This is a genomic window from Pseudomonas sp. Pseusp10 (assembly GCF_059492225.1).
The window spans coordinates 5,662,843-5,681,037 of the sequence record NZ_CP168528.1; the positions used below are offsets into that span (position 1 = coordinate 5,662,843).

Here is an 18,195-nt window from a genome sequence, read left to right on the forward strand (position 1 = left end):
AACGGGTTTTACTGGATCTGCCCGTGGCAATGCTTGAACTTCTTGCCCGAACCGCAATAGCACAGCTCGTTACGACCCAGCTTCTGCTCGTTTCGAACCGGCGCAGCAGCGAGGGCAACATCGACCTCTTCACCCAACACTTCCGGATGCTCCAGGCCTGGGGCTTCTTCATGCAGGAACTGCATGCGAGCGGCCAATGCCTCGGCTTCCTGACGCAGGCGCTGCTCTTCTTCGATCGGGTCTTCGCGGCGAACCTGAACGTGGGACAGCACACGGATCGAGTCGCGCTTGATCGAATCCAGCAACTCGGAGAACAGGGTGAACGACTCGCGCTTGTACTCCTGCTTCGGGTTCTTCTGGGCATAACCACGCAAGTGGATGCCGTGGCGCAGGTGATCCATGGTCGACAGGTGGTCTTTCCACAGGTCGTCCAGTACGCGCAGAACGATTTGTTTCTCGAAGGTGCGCAGCGCTTCGGCGCCCGCCTGGTCTTCTTTCTCGTTGTACGCCGCGATCAGTTCCTGCATCAGTTTCTCGCGCAGGGTTTCTTCGTACAGGTGATCGTCTTCATCGAGCCACTGCTGGATCGGCAGCGCCACACCGAAATCGCTCTGCAACGCAGCTTCCAGACCGGCCACGTCCCACTGCTCAGGCAGCGATTGCGGAGGAATGTGTGCGCTAACGGTGGCGCTGAGCACGTCCTGACGGAAGTCGGCGATGGTCTCACCGATGTTGTCAGCGGCCAGCAACGTGTTACGCATGTGATAGATCACTTTACGCTGTTCGTTGTTGACGTCGTCGAACTCGAGCAGTTGTTTGCGAATGTCGAAGTTGCGGCCTTCAACCTTGCGCTGGGCCTTTTCGATGGCGTTGGTCACCATGCGGTGCTCGATCGCTTCGCCGGGCTGCATGCCCAGGGCCTTCATGAAGTTCTTCACCCGGTCAGAGGCGAAGATGCGCATCAGGCTGTCTTCCAGCGACAGGTAGAAGCGGCTGGAACCGGCGTCGCCCTGACGACCGGCACGACCACGCAGCTGGTTGTCGATACGGCGCGATTCGTGACGCTCGGACGCAATCACCTGCAAACCGCCCGATTCGAGCACTTGCTGGTGACGCTTCTGCCAGTCGGCCTTGATCTGGGCAATCTGCTCAGGGGTCGGGTTTTCCAGCGAGGCCACTTCCACTTCCCAGTTACCGCCCAACAGGATGTCGGTACCACGACCAGCCATGTTGGTGGCGATGGTCAGTGCACCCGGGCGACCGGCCTGGGCAATGATCTCGGCTTCCTTTTCGTGGAACTTGGCGTTCAGAACCTTGTGTTCGATGCCTTCCTTCACGAGCAGGCCAGACATGTGCTCGGAGGTTTCGATGGTGGCAGTACCGACCAGAACCGGACGGCCTGCGGCCATGCTTTCCTTGATGTCAGCCACGATTGCCGCGTATTTCTCGTCGGCGGTCAGGAACACCAGGTCGTTGTAGTCTTTACGGGCCAGCGGCTTGTTCGGTGGAATCACCATGACCTGCAGGCCATAGATCTGGTGGAACTCGAACGCTTCGGTGTCGGCCGTACCGGTCATGCCGGACAGCTTGTTGTACAGACGGAAGTAGTTCTGGAAGGTGGTCGACGCCAGTGTCTGGCTTTCGGCCTGGATGTTCAGGTTTTCCTTGGCTTCGATGGCCTGGTGCAGACCTTCGGACAAGCGGCGGCCCGGCATGGTACGGCCGGTGTGCTCGTCGACCAGTACGACCTGACCGTCCTGCACGATGTATTCGACGTTGCGATTGAACAGTTTGTGCGCGCGCAGGCCGGCGTAAACGTGGGTCAACAGGCTCAGGTTATGCGCCGAGTACAGGCTCTCGCCTTCAGCCAGCAGGCCGATGCTGGTCAGCATTTCTTCGACGTACTGGTGACCGGCTTCGTTGAGTTCGACCTGACGACTCTTCTCGTCGATGGTGTAGTGACCGGCCTGGGTCACTTCGCCTTCGACTTCTTCGACGTGCAGCTTCAGCTGCGGGATCAGCTTGTTGACCTCGATGTACAGCTTGGAGCTGTCCTCGGCCTGACCGGAGATGATCAGCGGCGTACGAGCTTCGTCGATGAGGATGGAGTCGACTTCGTCGATCACGGCAAAATTGAGTTCGCGCTGGAATTTTTCTTCCATGCTGAACGCCATGTTGTCGCGCAGGTAATCGAAACCGAATTCGTTGTTGGTGCCGTAGGTGATGTCGGCGGCGTAGGCAGCACGCTTCTCTTCCGGCGGCTGGAACGGCGTGACAACGCCGACCGTCAGGCCGAGGAATTCATACAGCGGGCGCATCCAGTTGGCGTCACGGCGGGCCAGGTAGTCGTTCACCGTCACAACGTGAACGCCGTTGCCGGACAACGCGTTCAGGTAAACGGCCAGTGTTGCCACCAGGGTCTTGCCTTCACCGGTGCGCATTTCCGCGATCATGCCTTCATGCAAGGTCATGCCGCCGATCAGCTGGACATCGAAGTGGCGCATGCCCATGACACGCTTGCCGGCTTCACGGGCGACCGCAAAGGCTTCTGGCAGCATTTTGTCGAGGGATTCCCCTTTGGCGATGCGGGCCTTGAACTCGCTGGTCTTGGCACGCAATTGATCGTCCGAAAGGGCCACCATTTGCTCTTCGAAGGCATTGACGAGTTGCACCGTCTTGAGCATGCGTTTGACTTCACGCTCGTTCTTGCTTCCAAAAAGTTTCTTTAACAAAGGCGCAAACATATCGGCAGGATCTTCCACACTAAAGGGATGGAGGGCGGCCCCGTGAGTCGCCCGTGCAGCCCTCATGGCCGCATGCGAACGAGCATTCTACCCGGAAACGATGGAGAGGAAAGTGGCGATATTCCACGATGCTGGCACAGCGCTTTGACGGGGCTCACTTAAAATAAGGGCGTTTTGCTCAACTTCAAGCCGTTCAAGGCAGAAGTTAGTTGTTGATTTAATGGGTAAAGCGCCCACAAAAGCAATGGGCGGGTGCATTCGGTGCTTTCTGCTACCATGGCGCCTCTGTTACTTCAGGTGTCTGATCATGGCATTTCGCCCACTTACGGCCAAAGTACCTGCCGTTCTACTACGCGAAGCCAAGCCGCTGAAAGCCATTCTCGGCCACGCACAACGCCTGGGTCATCTGCAACGATTGCTCGAAAGCCAATTGCAACCCGCCGCTCGCGAGCATTGCCACGTGGCTTCCTGGCGCGAAGGCAGTTTGTTGCTGATTGTCACCGACGGTCATTGGGCCACCCGCCTGCGCTACCAGCAGAAGCGCCTGCAACGGCAACTGCAACTGTTCGACGAGTTTGCCAGCCTGACGCGAATCCTGTTCAAGGTGCAGCCGCCCACCGTCCAGCGGGGCGCGGCCGGGCACACCATGGATCTGTCGGATGATGCGGCCGCGACCATCCAGGCCACGGCCGACGGAATCAGCGACCCGAATCTGCGGGCAGCGCTGGAGCGACTGGCGGCGCACGCCAAGACCAAATCCTGACACAGGCCCCATGTAGGAGCGAGCCTGCTCGCGATGACGGTGTAACAGTCAGCATAAAAGTTGAATGTCAGACCGCTATCGCGAGCAGGCTCGCTCCTACACTGACTGTGTCCGCTCAAGCTAGCGGCGTTTGCTGCCACCCAACAATGATCCCATCAAGCCGCGCACCAACTGTCGGCCAAGCTGGTTCGCCGCCTGTTGCATCGCCGATTTCAGCGCCTTCCCTGCTGCCGTACCGAGGAACTCTCCCGCCTGTTCGGTGAAACTCGGTTCCTGTTTGCCCTGCTCCGCCTCGGGCTCGGGCGCCAGGCCCTTGCGCCCCATCAGCACTTCATAGGCTGATTCACGATCGATCGGCTGGTCATAACGCCCTTTGAACGGTGAACCTGCGATCAACACCTTACGCTCGGCGTCGGTCAACGGCCCGATCCGCGATTGCGGCGGTGCTACCAGCACCCGCTGGACCATTTCCGGCGTGCCCTTTTCCTGCAGGGTGCCGACCAGCGCCTCGCCGATCCCGAGCTCGGTCAACACCGACAACGTATCGAACGCCGGATTCGGCCGGAAACCTTCGGCCACTGCGCGCAGGGACTTTTGCTCCTTGGCGGTGAACGCACGCAAGCCATGCTGGATGCGCAAGCCCAACTGCGCCAGTACATCATCCGGCAGGTCACCGGGCGACTGGGTGACGAAATACACGCCCACACCTTTCGAACGAATCAGCCTCACGACTTGCTCCAGACGGTCACGCAATGCCTGGGGCGTACCGTTGAACAGCAAGTGGGCCTCGTCGAAGAACAGCGCCAGCAACGGTTTTTCGGCATCGCCACGCTCTGGCAACTGCTCGAACAGCTCGGCCAGCAGCCACAGCAGGAACGTCGCGTAGACTTTCGGCGCTTCATGCACCAGACGACTGGCATCCAGCAAATGAATGCGCCCGCGGCCATCGGCAGTGGGTTGGAGGATATCTTCGAGTTGCAGCGCCGGCTCGCCGAACAGGGCCTCGGCGCCCTGTTGCTCCAGGGTCGCCAGACGCCGCAGCAATGCCTGACTGGAACCGGTGGTCATCAATGCCGCATCGTCGCCCAGCAACAGGGGGTTGTCCCGCAGGTGATTGAGCAACGCTTTCAGATCTTTCAGATCCAGCAACAACAGGCCTTCGCGGTCCGCTACCTTGAACGCGGCGTATAACGCCGACTGCTGACTGTCGGTCAATTCCAGCAGACTGCCCAGCAGCAACGGCCCCATTTCACTCAAAGTCGTGCGCAATGGATGACCGGACTGACCGTGTACGTCCCACAACGTCACCGGATAAGCCTGAGGCTTGTGGTTGAGCCAGGGCATCCCGGCAATCCGCTCGGCGATCTTGCCCTGAGGGTTGCCCGCAGCGCCGAGGCCGCACAGGTCACCCTTGATGTCAGCGGCGAACACCGCCACGCCGGCATCGCTGAAGGCTTCGGCCATTCGTTGCAAAGTGACGGTCTTGCCGGTGCCGGTCGCGCCCGCGATCAAACCGTGGCGGTTCGCCAGGCGCATGGCCTGGGCAACCGGCAGCCCTTCGAGATCGGCGCCGATAACGAGTTGCAATGAGTCAGGCATTTTGTCACCCATGATTAATCTTTGGTCCTACACGGCCGATAGAGATAACGACAAAGCAGTCAGACACGATCTGGTCAGAAATTTCCCTAAGGAGAGTCGGAAAATTCACTTGCTTTCAACCTTGCCCGTTGTGCGCCCCTTTATAAAAGCACGCGCTGGACATTAAGACCTTAGCGGAACCCCAAGCCATGAACAAAAATCTGCGTTTCAGCCATAAAATCCTGCTTGCCGCCGCCCTCATTGTTATTGCCGCCTTCGCCTCATTCACGCTGTACAACGACTATTTACAGCGCAACGCCATCCGCGAAGACCTGGAGAACTATCTTCAGGAAATGGGCGCAGTGACCGCCAACAATATCCAGACCTGGTTGAACGGGCGCAGCCTGCTGATTGAAAACCTGTCACAAACTGTCGCGCTCAATCCCGATGCTGACAACGTTTCCAGGCTGCTTGTACAAAAAGCCGTGACCTCGACCTTCATGGGCGCCTACCTCGGCAGCAAGGATGGCTCTTTCATCATTCGCCCGGACAGCAAGATGCCCGATGGCTATGACCCGCGTGCACGCCCTTGGTACAAGAGCGCGCAAGGCAGCAGCGGTTCGGCCTTAACCGAGCCTTACATCGACCTGGCCTCCGGCCAGCTGGTGATTTCCATTGTCGACAGCGTTATCAAGGACGGCCAGAACATCGGCGTGGTCGGTGGCGACCTGAGTTTGCAAGTGATCATTGACAGCCTTGGCACGCTGGATTTCGACGGCAAAGGTTATGCCTTCCTGGTCAGTTCCGACGGCAAGATCCTGGTACATCCCGACAAAGCACTGGCGATGAAGACGCTCAAGGATGTCTACCCGCAAGACACGCCGGCCATCAGCAGCGCACTGAGCGAAATCCAGGTCGACGGCAAAACCCGCATCGTGACCTTCACCCCGATCAAAGGCTTGTCGTCGGTCAACTGGTACATCGGTCTGTCGGTCGACAAAGAAAAAGCCTACTCGATGCTCAGCGAATTCCGCACCTCCGCGGTGATTGCGACGATCATTGCCGTGGCCATCATCATCGCCCTGCTCGGCATGTTGATCCGCCTTCTGATCCAGCCTTTGCACGTCATGACCCGTGCCATGGCTGACATCGCCGACGGCGAAGGCGACCTGACCAAGCGCCTGACCATCCAGAACAACGACGAATTCGGAACCCTCGGCACCGCGTTCAACCGCTTCGTCGAGCGCATTCACGGCTCGATCCGCGAAGTATCCTCGGCGACCGGGCAAGTCAACGAAGTGGCGTTGCGCGTGGTCGCCGCTTCCAACTCGTCGATGTTCAACTCCGACCAGCAAGCCTCGCGCACCAGCAGCGTTGCGGCCGCGATCAATCAGCTCGGCGCCGCCGCCCAGGAAATCGCCCGCAATGCGGCACAGGCCTCGAGCCAGGCCAGCGATGCCCGCAGCCTGGCCGAAGACGGCCAGCAAGTGGTGGACCGCAGTATCGTGGCGATGAATCAACTGTCGAGCATGCTGAGCGCATCGAGTACCAATATCGAATCGCTGAACAGCAAAACCGTGAACATCGGGCAGATCCTCGAAGTCATCACCAGCATTTCCCAACAAACCAACCTTCTGGCGCTCAACGCCGCGATTGAAGCCGCCCGCGCCGGTGAGGCCGGTCGCGGTTTTGCCGTAGTGGCGGACGAGGTGCGTAACCTGGCACACCGCACGCAGGAATCGGCGCAACAGGTGCAAACCATGATCGAGGAGCTGCAAGTCGGCGCCCGGGAATCGGTCAGCACCATGAGCGACAGTCAGCGCCACAGCCAGGACAGCGTGGAAATCGCCAACCTCGCGGGCGAACGCCTGAACAGCGTGACGCTGCGTATCGGTGAAATCGACGGCATGAACCAGTCGGTGGCCACTGCGACCGAGGAACAGACTGCGGTGGTGGAGTCGATCAACGTCGACATCACCGAGATCAATACGCTGAACCAGGAAGGTGTGGAAAACCTGCAATCGACGTTGCGCGCGTGCTCGGACCTTGAGCAGCAGGCGGCACGGTTGAAGCAGTTGGTGGGTAGTTTCAGGATCTGAGGCAACCTCACCGGCCTCATCGTCGGAACGCCGCCCGGAGCAAGCTCGCTCCCACAGGAATCTTTGTCGCACTGGAGATCTACTGTGGGAGCGAGCTTGCTCGCGATAGCGGCCCGTCAAACGATACATATCCCCGCTGACACCCCCACCCGCACAACCCCAACCGAACATCTATCCTTCATATAGGTCAACCAAGGGAGTACCGGGACCGGAGGATTATTCATCGTGCATATCGCTGACATCACCATGTTCTACGCCCCTGCCAGCGGTGGCGTGCGCACTTACCTGGATGCTAAACACCGTCGTATGGGGATCAAACCGGGCATTCGCCACAGTTTGTTGATTCCCGGATCTTCTTTTAGCGAGCAGGATGGCATCTACACGGTTCCGGCACCCGCCCTGCCCTTCGGCAAGGGCTATCGCTTTCCTCTGCGTCTCGCGCCCTGGCGCAATGTCCTGCAAGACTTGCAACCCGATCTGATCGAAGTCGGCGACCCCTATCTCACCGCATGGGCAGCGCTGGATGCACGGCGCCAACTCGATGTACCGGTCATCGGCTTCTATCACTCGGACCTGCCGCTACTGGTCCGCAACCGCATGGGCAATTGGGTGACCAACAACGTCGAGGCTTATGTCAGCAAGCTCTACGGCAACTTCGACCGGGTCCTGGCGCCCAGTCGGGTCATGGCTGACAAGCTCACCGGGCTTGGGGTCAGGAATGTGTTTGTGCAACCGCTCGGCGTCGACCTGCAAACCTTCAATCCCGATGCCAGAGACCCCGGGCTGCGAGCCGAGCTGGGCCTGGATGAAAACACCTACCTATTGATCTTCGCCGGGCGCGGCGCCAAGGAAAAAAACCTGCCGGTGCTGCTCGACTGCATGAATCGCCTGGGCCGTCGCTATCACCTGTTGCTGGTTGGCTCGTCGATGCCCACGGCCGTGCCGTCCAACGTGACGGTGATCGACGAGTTCTGCCCGGCTGCACAAGTTGCCCGCCTGATGGCCAGTGCCGATGCACTGTTGCACGCCGGCGATCAGGAAACCTTCGGCCTGGTGTTACTCGAAGCCATGGCCAGCGGCATTCCGGTGGTGGCTGTGGCCGCCGGGGCCTTCGAGGAAATCGTCACCGATGACTGCGGTGTGCTCTGCGCACCGAACAATCCCGCCGCAATGGCCACCGCCGTTCGAGAACTGTTCGGGTCGGGCAGCGCAGCGTTGGGCCAACAAGCGCGATTGCATGTCGAACGGCATTACGCCTGGGATACGGTGGTCAACAGCTTGTTGCGCCACTACCACGCCGTGCTCGGCAGCCAATGGCCGCTGACAGCCAATGGTTGAGCCCATGAACAGTCCCGCTTTACTGCTGGTACTGCACGACGTGGCACCGCCAACCTGGGCCGATTATCAGCCGTTCGTCAAAGCCGTCGATGCCTTGGGTGGCGTACCGATCACCTGGCTGGTGGTACCGGATTTCCACAAACACAACAACCTGGACGCCCATCCGCAATTTCGCCGCCAGCTCAGTACCAGGCTCGCCCGGGGTGACGAACTGGCGCTGCATGGTTACTTCCACTGCGACGACGGGCCGATGACCGGCAATCCCCGAGACTGGTTCATGCGTCGGGTCTACACCCACGAAGGCGAGTTTTACCGTTTGTCGCAAGAAGACGCCCTCGCCCGCCTGCGTTCGGGCATCGAGATGTTCCAACGTCATGACTGGCCGCTGGAAGGGTTCGTCGCCCCGGCCTGGCTGATGAGCCCGGGCACTCGCCAGGCATTGCACCAATTGCCACTGAGTTACACCAGCGACTCGCAGCATTTATACCGCTTGCCGGATTTCACCGCGATCGAAGCGCCTGGACTGGTATGGAGCGCGCGCAGTGCCTGGCGCCGGGGCGTATCGAAGCTCGTCAGCGACCGCCGTGAACAACGCTGGCAGCACGCCCCGGTGATTCGCCTGGGCCTGCACCCGGAGGACATGCGCCATGAGTTCTCGCGTCGATACTGGCTGCAAACCCTCGAGCGCCTGCTCGACAACGGCCGCGTTCCAATGACCAAGGCCCAGTGGCTGACACTGCAAGACGACCAGATGGGTCGTGCCGCGTGAGTCGCGGACTGCTGTTGCTCGTTGGCCTGCTCGCGGCGCTGCTGATTCCGACACTGCTGGGTGGCAGCGAGACCTGGTCTCGGCTGACCGGTTTTCCGCTGCCGTGGCTGCTGGTCATGTTCAGCATGATCCTGCTGTGCTGGGCAGTGAACACCTTGCGCTTGCGCCTGTTGCTGGGGGATCAATGCGGCAAGGTCAGCCGGCTCAGAAGCCTCGGCGTGGTGATGGCCGCCGAATTTGCCTACTGCGCCACCCCCGGCGGCAGTGGCGGGCCGCTGACGATCATGGCTTTGCTGGCGCGACACGGCGTGCGTCCGGCCAGGGGCAGCGCAGTGTTTGCCATGGACCAACTGAGCGATTTGCTGTTTTTCCTCTGCGCCCTGAGCGGGATTCTGATTTACGCACTGTTCCAGCACCTCAGCCAGCGCATGGAATGGATGCTGATGGTCAGCGCCGTCTCGCTGTTCGGTGGCCTGATCGTTTGCGTCATGGTGGCGCGCTATCACCGTTTATTGATTCGCCTGAGCGGCCGATGGCTCGCCCGAGTCAATGTCAAAGCGGCCACTCGAATGCGCTGGGCGCGCAAGCTACTGCAGTTTCTGGCGGCGTTTACCGACACGTTGAAGTTGCCCGTGCAGACCTTGATCAAGGTATTTGCCCTGACCTGTGTGCATTGGGTCCTGCGCTACAGCGTGCTGTACCTGGCGTTGCGCGGGCTTGGCGCGGATTTGCAGTGGGCCTGGTGTTTTCTGGTCCAGATGCTGGCGCTGAGCGCCGGACAATTCAGCCTTCTGCCCGGTGGAGCCGGGGCGGCTGAACTGACGTCCGCTGCGCTGCTGGCGCCCATGGTCGGAAAATCCACGGCGGCAGCGGCGATTCTGATTTGGCGGGCAGTGACGTATTACTTCTACTTGCTGGTCGGTGGCCCGGTGTTCTTGCTGATGCTGGGTCGATCGCTGCTGATGAAGCTGATGAAACTCAGACAGGCTTAGGTTTGTCGTCGGGCGCCTGCTGCAACTGCTCCCACAACTGCGCGGCATCCGGAAACTCCGTCCCCGTTTCAGGCCCCATGTCATCCGGGTCGTAGCGGCTCAGGCAGCCCTCGCCCAGCGTGGCGGGAGCCTTGGAGGTGGCTTTGTCCAGTGGATCGGCTATGGTCATGTCCTCAGTGCAGAAACGGCGAAGGGCCTGAAGCGATTGAACGCCCAGGCCCTTCGAATTTCAACTGCGCCGTACGTCTGTCAGAAGACGACGGTTTTGTTGCCGTGGACCAGCACCCGATCTTCCAGGTGATAACGCAGGCCACGGGCCAGCACCATCTTCTCGACATCACGGCCGAAACGCACCATGTCTTCGATGCTGTCGCTGTGGCTGACACGCACCACGTCCTGCTCGATGATCGGGCCGGCATCCAGCTCTTCGGTCACATAGTGACAGGTCGCGCCGATCAGCTTCACGCCACGCAGGGACGCCTGGTGATACGGCTTGGCACCGACGAACGACGGCAAGAAGCTGTGGTGAATGTTGATGACCTTGTGCGCGTATTCACTGCACAACTCGGGCGGCAGGATTTGCATGTAACGGGCAAGTACCACCACTTCGGCATCGTGCTGTTTGACCAGGCGCGAAACCTCGGCGAAGGCCGGTTGCTTGTCCTGCGGATTGACCGGAACGTGGTAGTACGGAATGCCGTGCCACTCCACCATGCTACGCAAGTCATCATGGTTGGAAATCACACAGGAAATTTCGCAGTCCAGTTCATCGCTGTGCCAGCGGTGCAGCAAGTCGGCCAGGCAGTGCGACTCACGACTGGCCATCAGGACCACGCGTTTCTTTTGTTCGGTATCGGTGATGCGCCAGTCCATCGAGAACTCTTCGGCAATCGGGGCAAAGGCTTCGCGAAACGCTTCGATACCAAATGGCAGGGAGTCGGCACGGATTTCGTGACGCATGAAGAACCAGCCACTGAGATTGTCCGAGTGATGGCTCGCTTCAGTGATCCAGCCGTTGTGTGATGCCAGAAAGTTACTGACTTTGGCAACGATGCCAACACGGTCCGGGCAAGAAATCACCAGACGAAAAGTGCGCATGAGGGGGAAACTCCAGAACTTCGCAAAGGCCGCCATTCTAGCGATTACGCAGCAAAACTGCAGTATTGTTGACGTTTCGCCCTGCCGGAAGGTCGGTGCGGCAGGGCGGACAGCACCGCTGCCAGTTCGTCCGGATGCTCTAGCGGTGCCAGTCATTTGTTAATTTATGTATATCTGTCAGACCCGGACCACACTTACAACTGCATTACCAATGTGCGCCGAAACCACAGCAATTAAATTAAATAAACCTGGCTTAAATGTTTACTTGATGAAACACCGTGACTATTATTGCGGCATTGTCACCTGCCATCCAGCGTACAACATAAGGTAGTCCACATGTCCTTGATCAACGAATATCGCGCCACAGAAGAAGCTATCAAAGAGCTGCAAGCCCGTTTGAAGAACCTGTCCCAAGACGACAAACTGCAAACCGAGCTGGAATTCGAAGGCAAACTGCGCACCCTGATGGGTGAATACTCCAAGTCCCTGCGTGACATCATCGCGCTGCTGGATCCAGAATCCAAAACCAAGGCACCACGCGGCGGCGCAGTGAAAACTACCGGCACCAAGCGTGCTCGCAAAGTTAAACAATACAAAAACCCGCACAACGGTGAAGTCATCGAAACCAAAGGTGGCAACCACAAGACTCTGAAAGAGTGGAAAGCCAAGTGGGGCGGTGACGTGGTGGAAGGCTGGGCTACCCTGCTGGGCTAAGCCTCAGAGCTTGTCGCAGACGGAACCGTGACAAAAAATAACGCCAGCAAATGCTGGCGTTATTTTTTACGGGGTATTTAAGCCCTGGCATGTTCGATTTCAAAGACACAAACGCTGGCGCAGTCCCTGGACATAATCCTGCCACTCACTGAGTACCCCCTGCTGAAACGGAGTAGCACTAACGCTCAACTGGGCCGCGGCTTCTACAAAACTTTCAAGGGTATTTGGCGCCCCCCACCCGGGTTCTGACAAACGTTTCTGACAGAATATTCGCCAGCGCTCCTGCTCTTCGGGATTCAACGTATCGGGAAAGTTGCGTGCGCGATATCGAAACAGCAATTCAGGCAAACGTTCGTCATCGAAAGGCCACTGCTCTTGTGCCAATTGCATCGGGTCAACGGTTCTGACTTGCTCACACAATCGCCGATCCCGATCACCGATAAATCCATCATATAACTGCTGCTCCGGATCCTGGCTCGGAGAAAAATCTTCGCGGGCATAAATCGCCAGGATTTTATCCAGCCAAACTTTCTGCGCGTCATTTAGCCGCAACACCCGCTGCTGATACAGCGCCATATCCAGCCCCAGACGCTGCTGATCTTCTTGGCGAAGTACAGACAACGGTGCCACTACCGGGCACTTGTTGATGTGAATCAGCTTCAACGGCACCGGCAACTCCCCCTCGGCCAGTTCGTCGCGGCGGGTATACAAGCGCTGACGCAAGCTTTCGGCATCCAGGTCGAGCAGGCTCTGGGGATCGAGGTGCAGGTCACAAACAATCAGGGCGTTCTTGTTGCGCGGGTGCCAGGCCAGCGGCAACACCACACCCACATAACTGCGCGCGGCCGAAAAACGCCCGGATACATGCACCAGCGGTTGCAGCAGGCGTATCTGGTCCATGACTTTTTGCTTGCTGCGCAACTGAAACAGCCAATCGTACAGCTTTGGCTGTTTTTCCCGTATCAGGCGTGCCAGGGCAATCGTCGCGCGAACGTCCGACAGCGCTTCGTGGGCATTGCCATGATCGATGCCATTGGCAGCGGTCAGGCGTTCGAGCTTGAGCGTGACCCGCCCCTCGTCATCGGTCGGCCAGACCATGCCATCGGGGCGCAAGGCATAGGCGGCGCGCACCACATCGATCAGGTCCCAACGGCTGTTGCCGCCCTGCCACTCCCGTGCATAAGGGTCGAAAAAGTTGCGGTACAGGCTGTAGCGGGTCATCTCGTCGTCGAAGCGCAAGGTGTTATACCCCGCGCCACAGGTACCCGGCGCCGCGAGCTGGGCATGCACCCGGGTCATGAAATCGGCTTCGCTCAAGCCCTGCGCCTGCAGTTGCCCGGGCGTGATTCCCGTGATCGCACAAGCGGCCGGATGCGGCAGGATATCGTCACTGGGTTGGCAATAAAGATTGACCGGCTCGTCGATTTCATTGAGATCGAAGTCGGTGCGCAGGCCGGCCATTTGCAACGGACGGTCGCAACGGGGATTGATGCCAGTGGTTTCGTAGTCGTACCAGAAGATGGAGGTCACGGGCGATTCCTGAACTGAAGATCGGCAAAGTCTAGGCGTTCACCTCCCGCCACGGCCAGTAGTCTGTCATTCAAGCACCTTGCGCGGCTCGCCCGACCATACACAGTTATGTCGTTTCCCTGCGCATTGGCTGCTAGCATCGGATAGACAGAGAATCCCGATCCAGGCCACATCATCAGGTTGCCCATGCTCGAGACCACAGCACTGCCAGGGAATGCGCCGCTGTCACCGCCACTGGATACGCGATACCAGGTCGAAACGCCGGAGGGCGTCGACCTGCCACTGCGCCCGGCCGGGTTGATGGTACGTGCGCTGGCGTTCGCCATCGATCTTGGTTTGCGCGGCCTGGTCCTCGGTGTGCTGTTCATTGCGCTGGCGATGCTCGGCAAATTGGGCGCCGGGCTCGGGTCGATCCTGCTGTTCGGGGTGAGCTGGTGGTACATGGTGCTGTTCGAGGTGCTCAACCAGGGTCGTTCGCCGGGCAAGCTATGGATGGGGCTACGAGTGGTGCACGACGATGGCACCCCGGTCGGCTGGTCCGCTTCGCTGCTGCGCAACCTGCTGCGCGTTGTCGACCTGTTGCCCTTCGGTTACTTCCTCGGGGCCATCAGCTGCCTGCAACACCCCCACTTCAAGCGCCTTGGCGATATCGCCGCCGGGACCCTGGTGATCTACCGCGAACGCTCGCACACCCGCCCCGAACTCCCCGAAGCCCAGCCCCGCCGTACGGCATTTGCCCTGACGCTCAGCGAGCAACGGGCCATCCTCGGGTTTGCCGAGCGCCAGGGTGAACTCTCCCAGGCGCGGGTCGATGAACTCGCTGCGATCCTCGCCCAACCGTTGCAAATCACGGCCCCGCAGGCGGTGACCGAGCTCAACGGCATCGCCCGCGGCTTGTTGGGGCCGACATGAAGCAAAGCCTTTTTGAAAACCGGCACAAGGCCGAATGGGAACAGTTCGCTCGCCTGCTCGAGCAATTGGAGCACGACAGGAAAGCCACCGGGGCCGGCAATTTCCCGAGGGACTACCGCCGTCTCTGCCAACACCTGGCACTGGCCAGGGAGCGCGGCTACAGCAGTTTTCTGATCGACTCCCTGCAGCAACAGGTGCTGCGCGGGCATCAGCAGCTTTACCGTCACCGCAGCCATTTGGGGGGCAATGTGCTGGCATTCATCCTGGCCGACTTCCCGCGGCTGGTGCGCGAACAGTGGCGTTTCGTACTCGTCGCCAGCCTGCTGTTTTTTGGCAGCCTGGCCGGCTTCGCGTTGCTGGTGTACCTGTACCCGGACCTGGTCTACAACCTGATCCCCGCCAGGCAGGTCAGTGAAATGCAAAGCATGTACGACCCCATTGCCGGTCACCTCGGGCGCACGGCGGAACGAGCCGCCAGCGAGGACTGGGCGATGTTCGGCTACTACATCATGCACAACATCGGCATTGCCTTTCAGACCTTCGCCAGCGGTTTGCTGCTTGGTTTGGGCAGCGTATTTTTCCTGATCTTCAACGGTCTGATGATCGGTGCAGTGGCCGGCCACCTGACTTACATCGGCTACGGGCAATCCTTTTGGTCATTCGTGATCGGCCACGGCGCTTTCGAACTCAGCGCCATCGCCCTGGCCGGTGCCGCCGGCCTGAAGCTGGGCTGGGCGTTGATCGCCCCGGGCCGCCTGCCACGCGCCGAGGCCTTGCGCCTGGCAGCGCGCAAGAGTGTGCTACTGATCTGCGGCGTCATGCTGTTTCTGTTGATCGCGGCGTTTATCGAAGCCTACTGGTCATCAATGACTCACCCGTCGCACCAGACCAAGTACCTGGTCGGCGCGGCGCTCTGGTTGCTGGTGGGGGTTTATCTCGTGTTTGCCGGACGTCACCGCCATGCGCCTGAGTGACGCCACGGTGGTGATTCGCCCACGCCCGACCTGGGAAGCCATGGACCTCGGGGTGCTCCTGAGCCAGCGTCACCGACGCCTGTTGATGACCAGTTGGGCCATTGTCACCTTGCCGGTTTTCGCGCTGCTCAGTTGGGGATTCCGGGATTCGCCCTCTCTCGCCGTGTTCATTTTCTGGTGGCTGAAGCCGGCGTTCGAACGCCTGCCCTTGTACATCCTGTCCAAAGCCATGTTCGGTGAAACGCCGACGCTCAAGCAGGCCCTCTATCAATGGCCACGGTTGCTCAAGCCACAACTGCTGGCCAGCCTGACCTGGCGCCGCCTGAGCCTGCACCGCAGCTTCCTGATGCCGGTGATGCAACTGGAAGGCCTGCACGGACACGCGCGACAGCAGCGTTTGCACGTATTGCTGCAGCGAGACGGTGGCGTGGCGCGATGGCTGACGATCATCGGTGCGCATCTCGAAGGTGCGTTGTGGATCGGCTTGATGGTGCTGTTCTATCTGCTCCTGCCACAACAGGTCGCGCTCGACTGGAGGTGGCAGTCGCTGATTTCTGCGGCCACCCAGGATTGGCGCTGGCTGGAACACCTGACCAACGCGTTTTATGCCTTGGTACTGGTGGTCTGGGAACCGGTCTATGTCGCCTGCGGTTTCAGCCTTTACCTGAACCGGCGCACCGTTCTGGAGGCCTGGGATATCGAACTGGTGTTCCGCCGAATGCGCCAGCGTCTCGTCAGTGCAGGTGCTGTCCTGTTGATCGCCGTGATTGTGCTGATGCCGGCCACACACAGCGCGTGGGCCGCCGAACCCGCCATTTCGCCCGACAGCCCGCGCCTGCTGGGCCAGCCCCTGAACAGCCAGGCCTCCAGGGACCACATCAAGGCAATCCTCGAACAGCCACCCTTCAAGAACCGGGAAACGGTGACACGCTACCGTTTGGGCGAAGACAAACCGGGCGCCGGAGCCCCGACACCGCAATGGCTGCAGGCCCTGTTGAAGCTGTTTGAGGGGCAGCACTTCGGGACCTTGGCGACACTGATTGAAATCGTACTGTGGGGCACGGTCGTCGCAGCCATCGGCCTGTTGATCTGGCGCTATCGCGACTGGTTGCAGGCGTTCGTCAGCCGACGACCGGCACTCAATGTCAAAACCACGCGGCCGTTACCGCAGCAGGCATTCGGCCTGGACCTCAAACCCGAGTCCCTGCCTGCGGACATTGCCTCCAACGCTGAAAGCCTCTGGCAGACTAACCCGCGCGAAGCGCTCGGCTTGCTCTATCGCGCCCTGCTCAGCCGCCTGGTGCACGACTTCAACATCGCGCTCAAAGCCGCCGACACCGAAGGGCAGGTACTTCGGCGGGTCGAACTGTTACAGCAACCGGCCTTGCTGGCCTATAGCACAAACCTGACCGGGCACTGGCAAAACATGGCTTACGGTCATCGCCTGCCGCCCGATCATGTGCAACAGCAATTGTGTAATGGCTGGCGTGTGTTGTTCGGCCCCGGGGCCGCCCGTTGAGTCGGCGCAGGGGGGCGATAGCTGCGGCGTTGATCGCCGTGTCGGCGGTTGCGCTGAGCGTTTATCTGTACCTCAAGGTTATCCCTTACCAGACCGTAATTGACCACGGTCCCTCCCCCGAAGCCAGGGCCAACCCTTATCTGGCGGCGGAGCTCTTTTTGCGCAACCAAGGCCTGAGCGTCGAGCACGCCAATGACCTCGACATCCTGCCCGGTCTCGACCCGCGTCGACGCAGCCTGCTGTTGCTCGGGGACCACAACAACATGACCCCACGACAGATCGACCAGGTAATGAACTGGACCCGGGCCGGCGGGCGGCTCCTGTTCGTCGCCGAGTCACTGTGGAATAAAAAACTCGGCCACAGCAAAGACCTGCTGCTCGATCGGGTGCAACTGCACCAGTCCCTGAGCAAAGACCTCAAGGAACCGCCGCCCAATGTCGGCGACGATCCTTTCCCGCTACTGACCAAGCTCTATCTGGAAAACGAAGACGCCCCGGCCTATGCCGGTTTCAATACTGCGTTCCATCTCGAAGACCCGAAAAACCTCGCCCAGGCCTGGGCCAACAGCGCCAGGGCCACGCACATGATGCAGCTCAGCCACGGGCGCGGCTCGATCACCGTGGTCACCGATGCCGACTTGTGGAAAACCCCGGCCATTGGCCAGTTCGACAATGCCTGGCTGCTCTGGTACCTGACTGCCGATACCCGCGTGACGCTGATTTTCACTGCCGATCACGACAACCTGCCGACCTTGCTGCTGCGCTATTTTCCCCAGGCGCTGGTCGCGTTGCTCGCTTTGATCGGCCTGGGTTTCTGGCACGTTGGCGTGCGTCAGGGGCCATTGCTGGAGCCGGCACCGAAAGCACGCCGGCAATTGCAGGAGCACCTGCGCGCCAGTGCCGACTTCCTGTTGCGCCGCAACGGTCAGGCCGGTCTGCTGCAAGCCTTGCAGCAGGACATTCTGCGGCGCGTGCGACGTCGCCATCCCGGTTTTGAACAACTCGGCGTTGCCGAACAATGGCTGGTGCTCGCGCGCCTGACCGGCCAACCCACACGCGCCATCAGCCAGGCCATGAGCCCGCGTCCGAACCAACGGCTTTCCAGCGTCGAATTCAGCCGTCAGGTCGCCCACCTGCAATCCTTGAGGAACGCCCTGTGATCCGG

At 60.0% G+C, this 18,195-nt stretch carries 15 protein-coding genes and 1 pseudogene; 11 read left to right on the forward strand and 5 right to left on the reverse strand.

Annotated features, from left to right (window positions below):
• Positions 1-8 precede the first annotated feature (8 nt).
• The gene (secA, locus tag ACEN8Z_RS25825) at positions 9-2,744 is read right to left on the reverse strand and encodes a preprotein translocase subunit SecA (RefSeq protein WP_495596081.1); all 2,736 of its coding nucleotides are present in this window, start codon (positions 2,742-2,744) and stop codon (positions 9-11) included.
• 307 nt (positions 2,745-3,051) lie between these two features.
• Here secA and ACEN8Z_RS25830 point away from each other — a divergent pair, with 307 nt between their 5' ends.
• Positions 3,052-3,507 carry a DUF721 domain-containing protein gene (locus ACEN8Z_RS25830; RefSeq protein WP_007993705.1) on the forward strand — a complete coding sequence of 152 codons (456 nt, stop codon included), beginning with the start codon at positions 3,052-3,054 and terminating at the stop codon, positions 3,505-3,507.
• A 120-nt stretch (positions 3,508-3,627) separates the two neighbouring features.
• Here the strand turns inward: ACEN8Z_RS25830 and ACEN8Z_RS25835 are convergent, their stop codons facing one another.
• A complete protein-coding gene (locus ACEN8Z_RS25835; protein WP_495596082.1) occupies positions 3,628-5,106 on the reverse strand; it encodes a helicase HerA-like domain-containing protein in 1,479 nt (492 codons plus the stop codon).
• A gap of 188 nt (positions 5,107-5,294) precedes the next feature.
• Between ACEN8Z_RS25835 and ACEN8Z_RS25840 the strand changes: the two are divergent.
• The 5 genes and pseudogenes from ACEN8Z_RS25840 to gpgF all read left to right on the forward strand — a co-directional run.
• Positions 5,295-6,326, forward strand: a pseudogene (locus tag ACEN8Z_RS25840) (HAMP domain-containing protein); the annotation flags it as partial.
• A 93-nt stretch (positions 6,327-6,419) separates the two neighbouring features.
• Positions 6,420-7,184 (forward strand): methyl-accepting chemotaxis protein, encoded by a 765-nt coding sequence (locus ACEN8Z_RS25845; RefSeq protein ID WP_428608872.1) that lies wholly within the window; start codon positions 6,420-6,422, stop codon positions 7,182-7,184.
• Between the two features lie 225 nt (positions 7,185-7,409).
• On the forward strand, positions 7,410-8,522 hold the full coding sequence (gene gpgS / locus ACEN8Z_RS25850; RefSeq protein WP_495596083.1) for an N-acetylglucosaminyl phosphatidylglycerol synthase: 1,113 nt from the start codon (positions 7,410-7,412) through the stop codon (positions 8,520-8,522).
• Positions 8,515-9,291: an N-acetylglucosaminyl phosphatidylglycerol deacetylase gene (gene gpgD / locus ACEN8Z_RS25855; protein WP_495596084.1), complete on the forward strand. Its 777-nt coding sequence runs from the start codon at positions 8,515-8,517 to the stop codon at positions 9,289-9,291. The genes gpgS and gpgD overlap by 8 nt, the downstream gene beginning before the upstream one ends.
• Positions 9,288-10,283, forward strand: coding sequence for a glucosaminyl phosphatidylglycerol flippase (gpgF, locus tag ACEN8Z_RS25860; RefSeq protein ID WP_495596085.1), 996 nt, complete (start codon positions 9,288-9,290; stop codon positions 10,281-10,283). The genes gpgD and gpgF overlap by 4 nt, the downstream gene beginning before the upstream one ends.
• On the opposite strand, the gene ACEN8Z_RS25865 is transcribed toward gpgF, so the two are convergent.
• Together ACEN8Z_RS25865 and purU are read right to left on the reverse strand one after the other, a co-directional pair.
• The gene (locus ACEN8Z_RS25865) at positions 10,270-10,452 is read right to left on the reverse strand and encodes a hypothetical protein (protein WP_495598209.1); all 183 of its coding nucleotides are present in this window, start codon (positions 10,450-10,452) and stop codon (positions 10,270-10,272) included. The two genes, gpgF and ACEN8Z_RS25865, sit on opposite strands and share 14 nt — an antisense overlap.
• Before the next feature lie 80 nt (positions 10,453-10,532).
• The gene (purU, locus tag ACEN8Z_RS25870; RefSeq protein ID WP_007993692.1) at positions 10,533-11,381 is read right to left on the reverse strand and encodes a formyltetrahydrofolate deformylase; all 849 of its coding nucleotides are present in this window, start codon (positions 11,379-11,381) and stop codon (positions 10,533-10,535) included.
• A 336-nt stretch (positions 11,382-11,717) separates the two neighbouring features.
• On the opposite strand from purU, the gene mvaT reads away from it, so the two are divergent.
• Positions 11,718-12,095: a histone-like nucleoid-structuring protein MvaT gene (gene mvaT, locus ACEN8Z_RS25875; protein ID WP_007933316.1), complete on the forward strand. Its 378-nt coding sequence runs from the start codon at positions 11,718-11,720 to the stop codon at positions 12,093-12,095.
• 99 nt (positions 12,096-12,194) lie between these two features.
• Here mvaT and sbcB read toward each other — a convergent pair whose 3' ends face one another.
• A complete protein-coding gene (gene sbcB, locus ACEN8Z_RS25880) occupies positions 12,195-13,625 on the reverse strand; it encodes an exodeoxyribonuclease I (protein ID WP_495596086.1) in 1,431 nt (476 codons plus the stop codon).
• Positions 13,626-13,811: 186 nt separating this feature from the next.
• Between sbcB and ACEN8Z_RS25885 the strand changes: the two genes are divergently transcribed.
• The 4 genes from ACEN8Z_RS25885 to ACEN8Z_RS25900 are packed head-to-tail and all read left to right on the forward strand — an operon-like array spanning position 13,812 to position 18,190.
• A complete protein-coding gene (locus ACEN8Z_RS25885) occupies positions 13,812-14,537 on the forward strand; it encodes an RDD family protein (protein WP_495596087.1) in 726 nt (241 codons plus the stop codon).
• On the forward strand, positions 14,534-15,511 hold the full coding sequence (locus ACEN8Z_RS25890) for a stage II sporulation protein M (protein WP_495596088.1): 978 nt from the start codon (positions 14,534-14,536) through the stop codon (positions 15,509-15,511). The genes ACEN8Z_RS25885 and ACEN8Z_RS25890 overlap by 4 nt, the downstream gene beginning before the upstream one ends.
• Positions 15,498-17,030 (forward strand): DUF4129 domain-containing protein, encoded by a 1,533-nt coding sequence (locus ACEN8Z_RS25895; protein WP_495596089.1) that lies wholly within the window; start codon positions 15,498-15,500, stop codon positions 17,028-17,030. The genes ACEN8Z_RS25890 and ACEN8Z_RS25895 overlap by 14 nt, the downstream gene beginning before the upstream one ends.
• Positions 17,027-18,190, forward strand: coding sequence for a DUF4350 domain-containing protein (locus tag ACEN8Z_RS25900; protein WP_495596090.1), 1,164 nt, complete (start codon positions 17,027-17,029; stop codon positions 18,188-18,190). The genes ACEN8Z_RS25895 and ACEN8Z_RS25900 overlap by 4 nt, the downstream gene beginning before the upstream one ends.
• Positions 18,191-18,195: the final 5 nt, after the last annotated feature.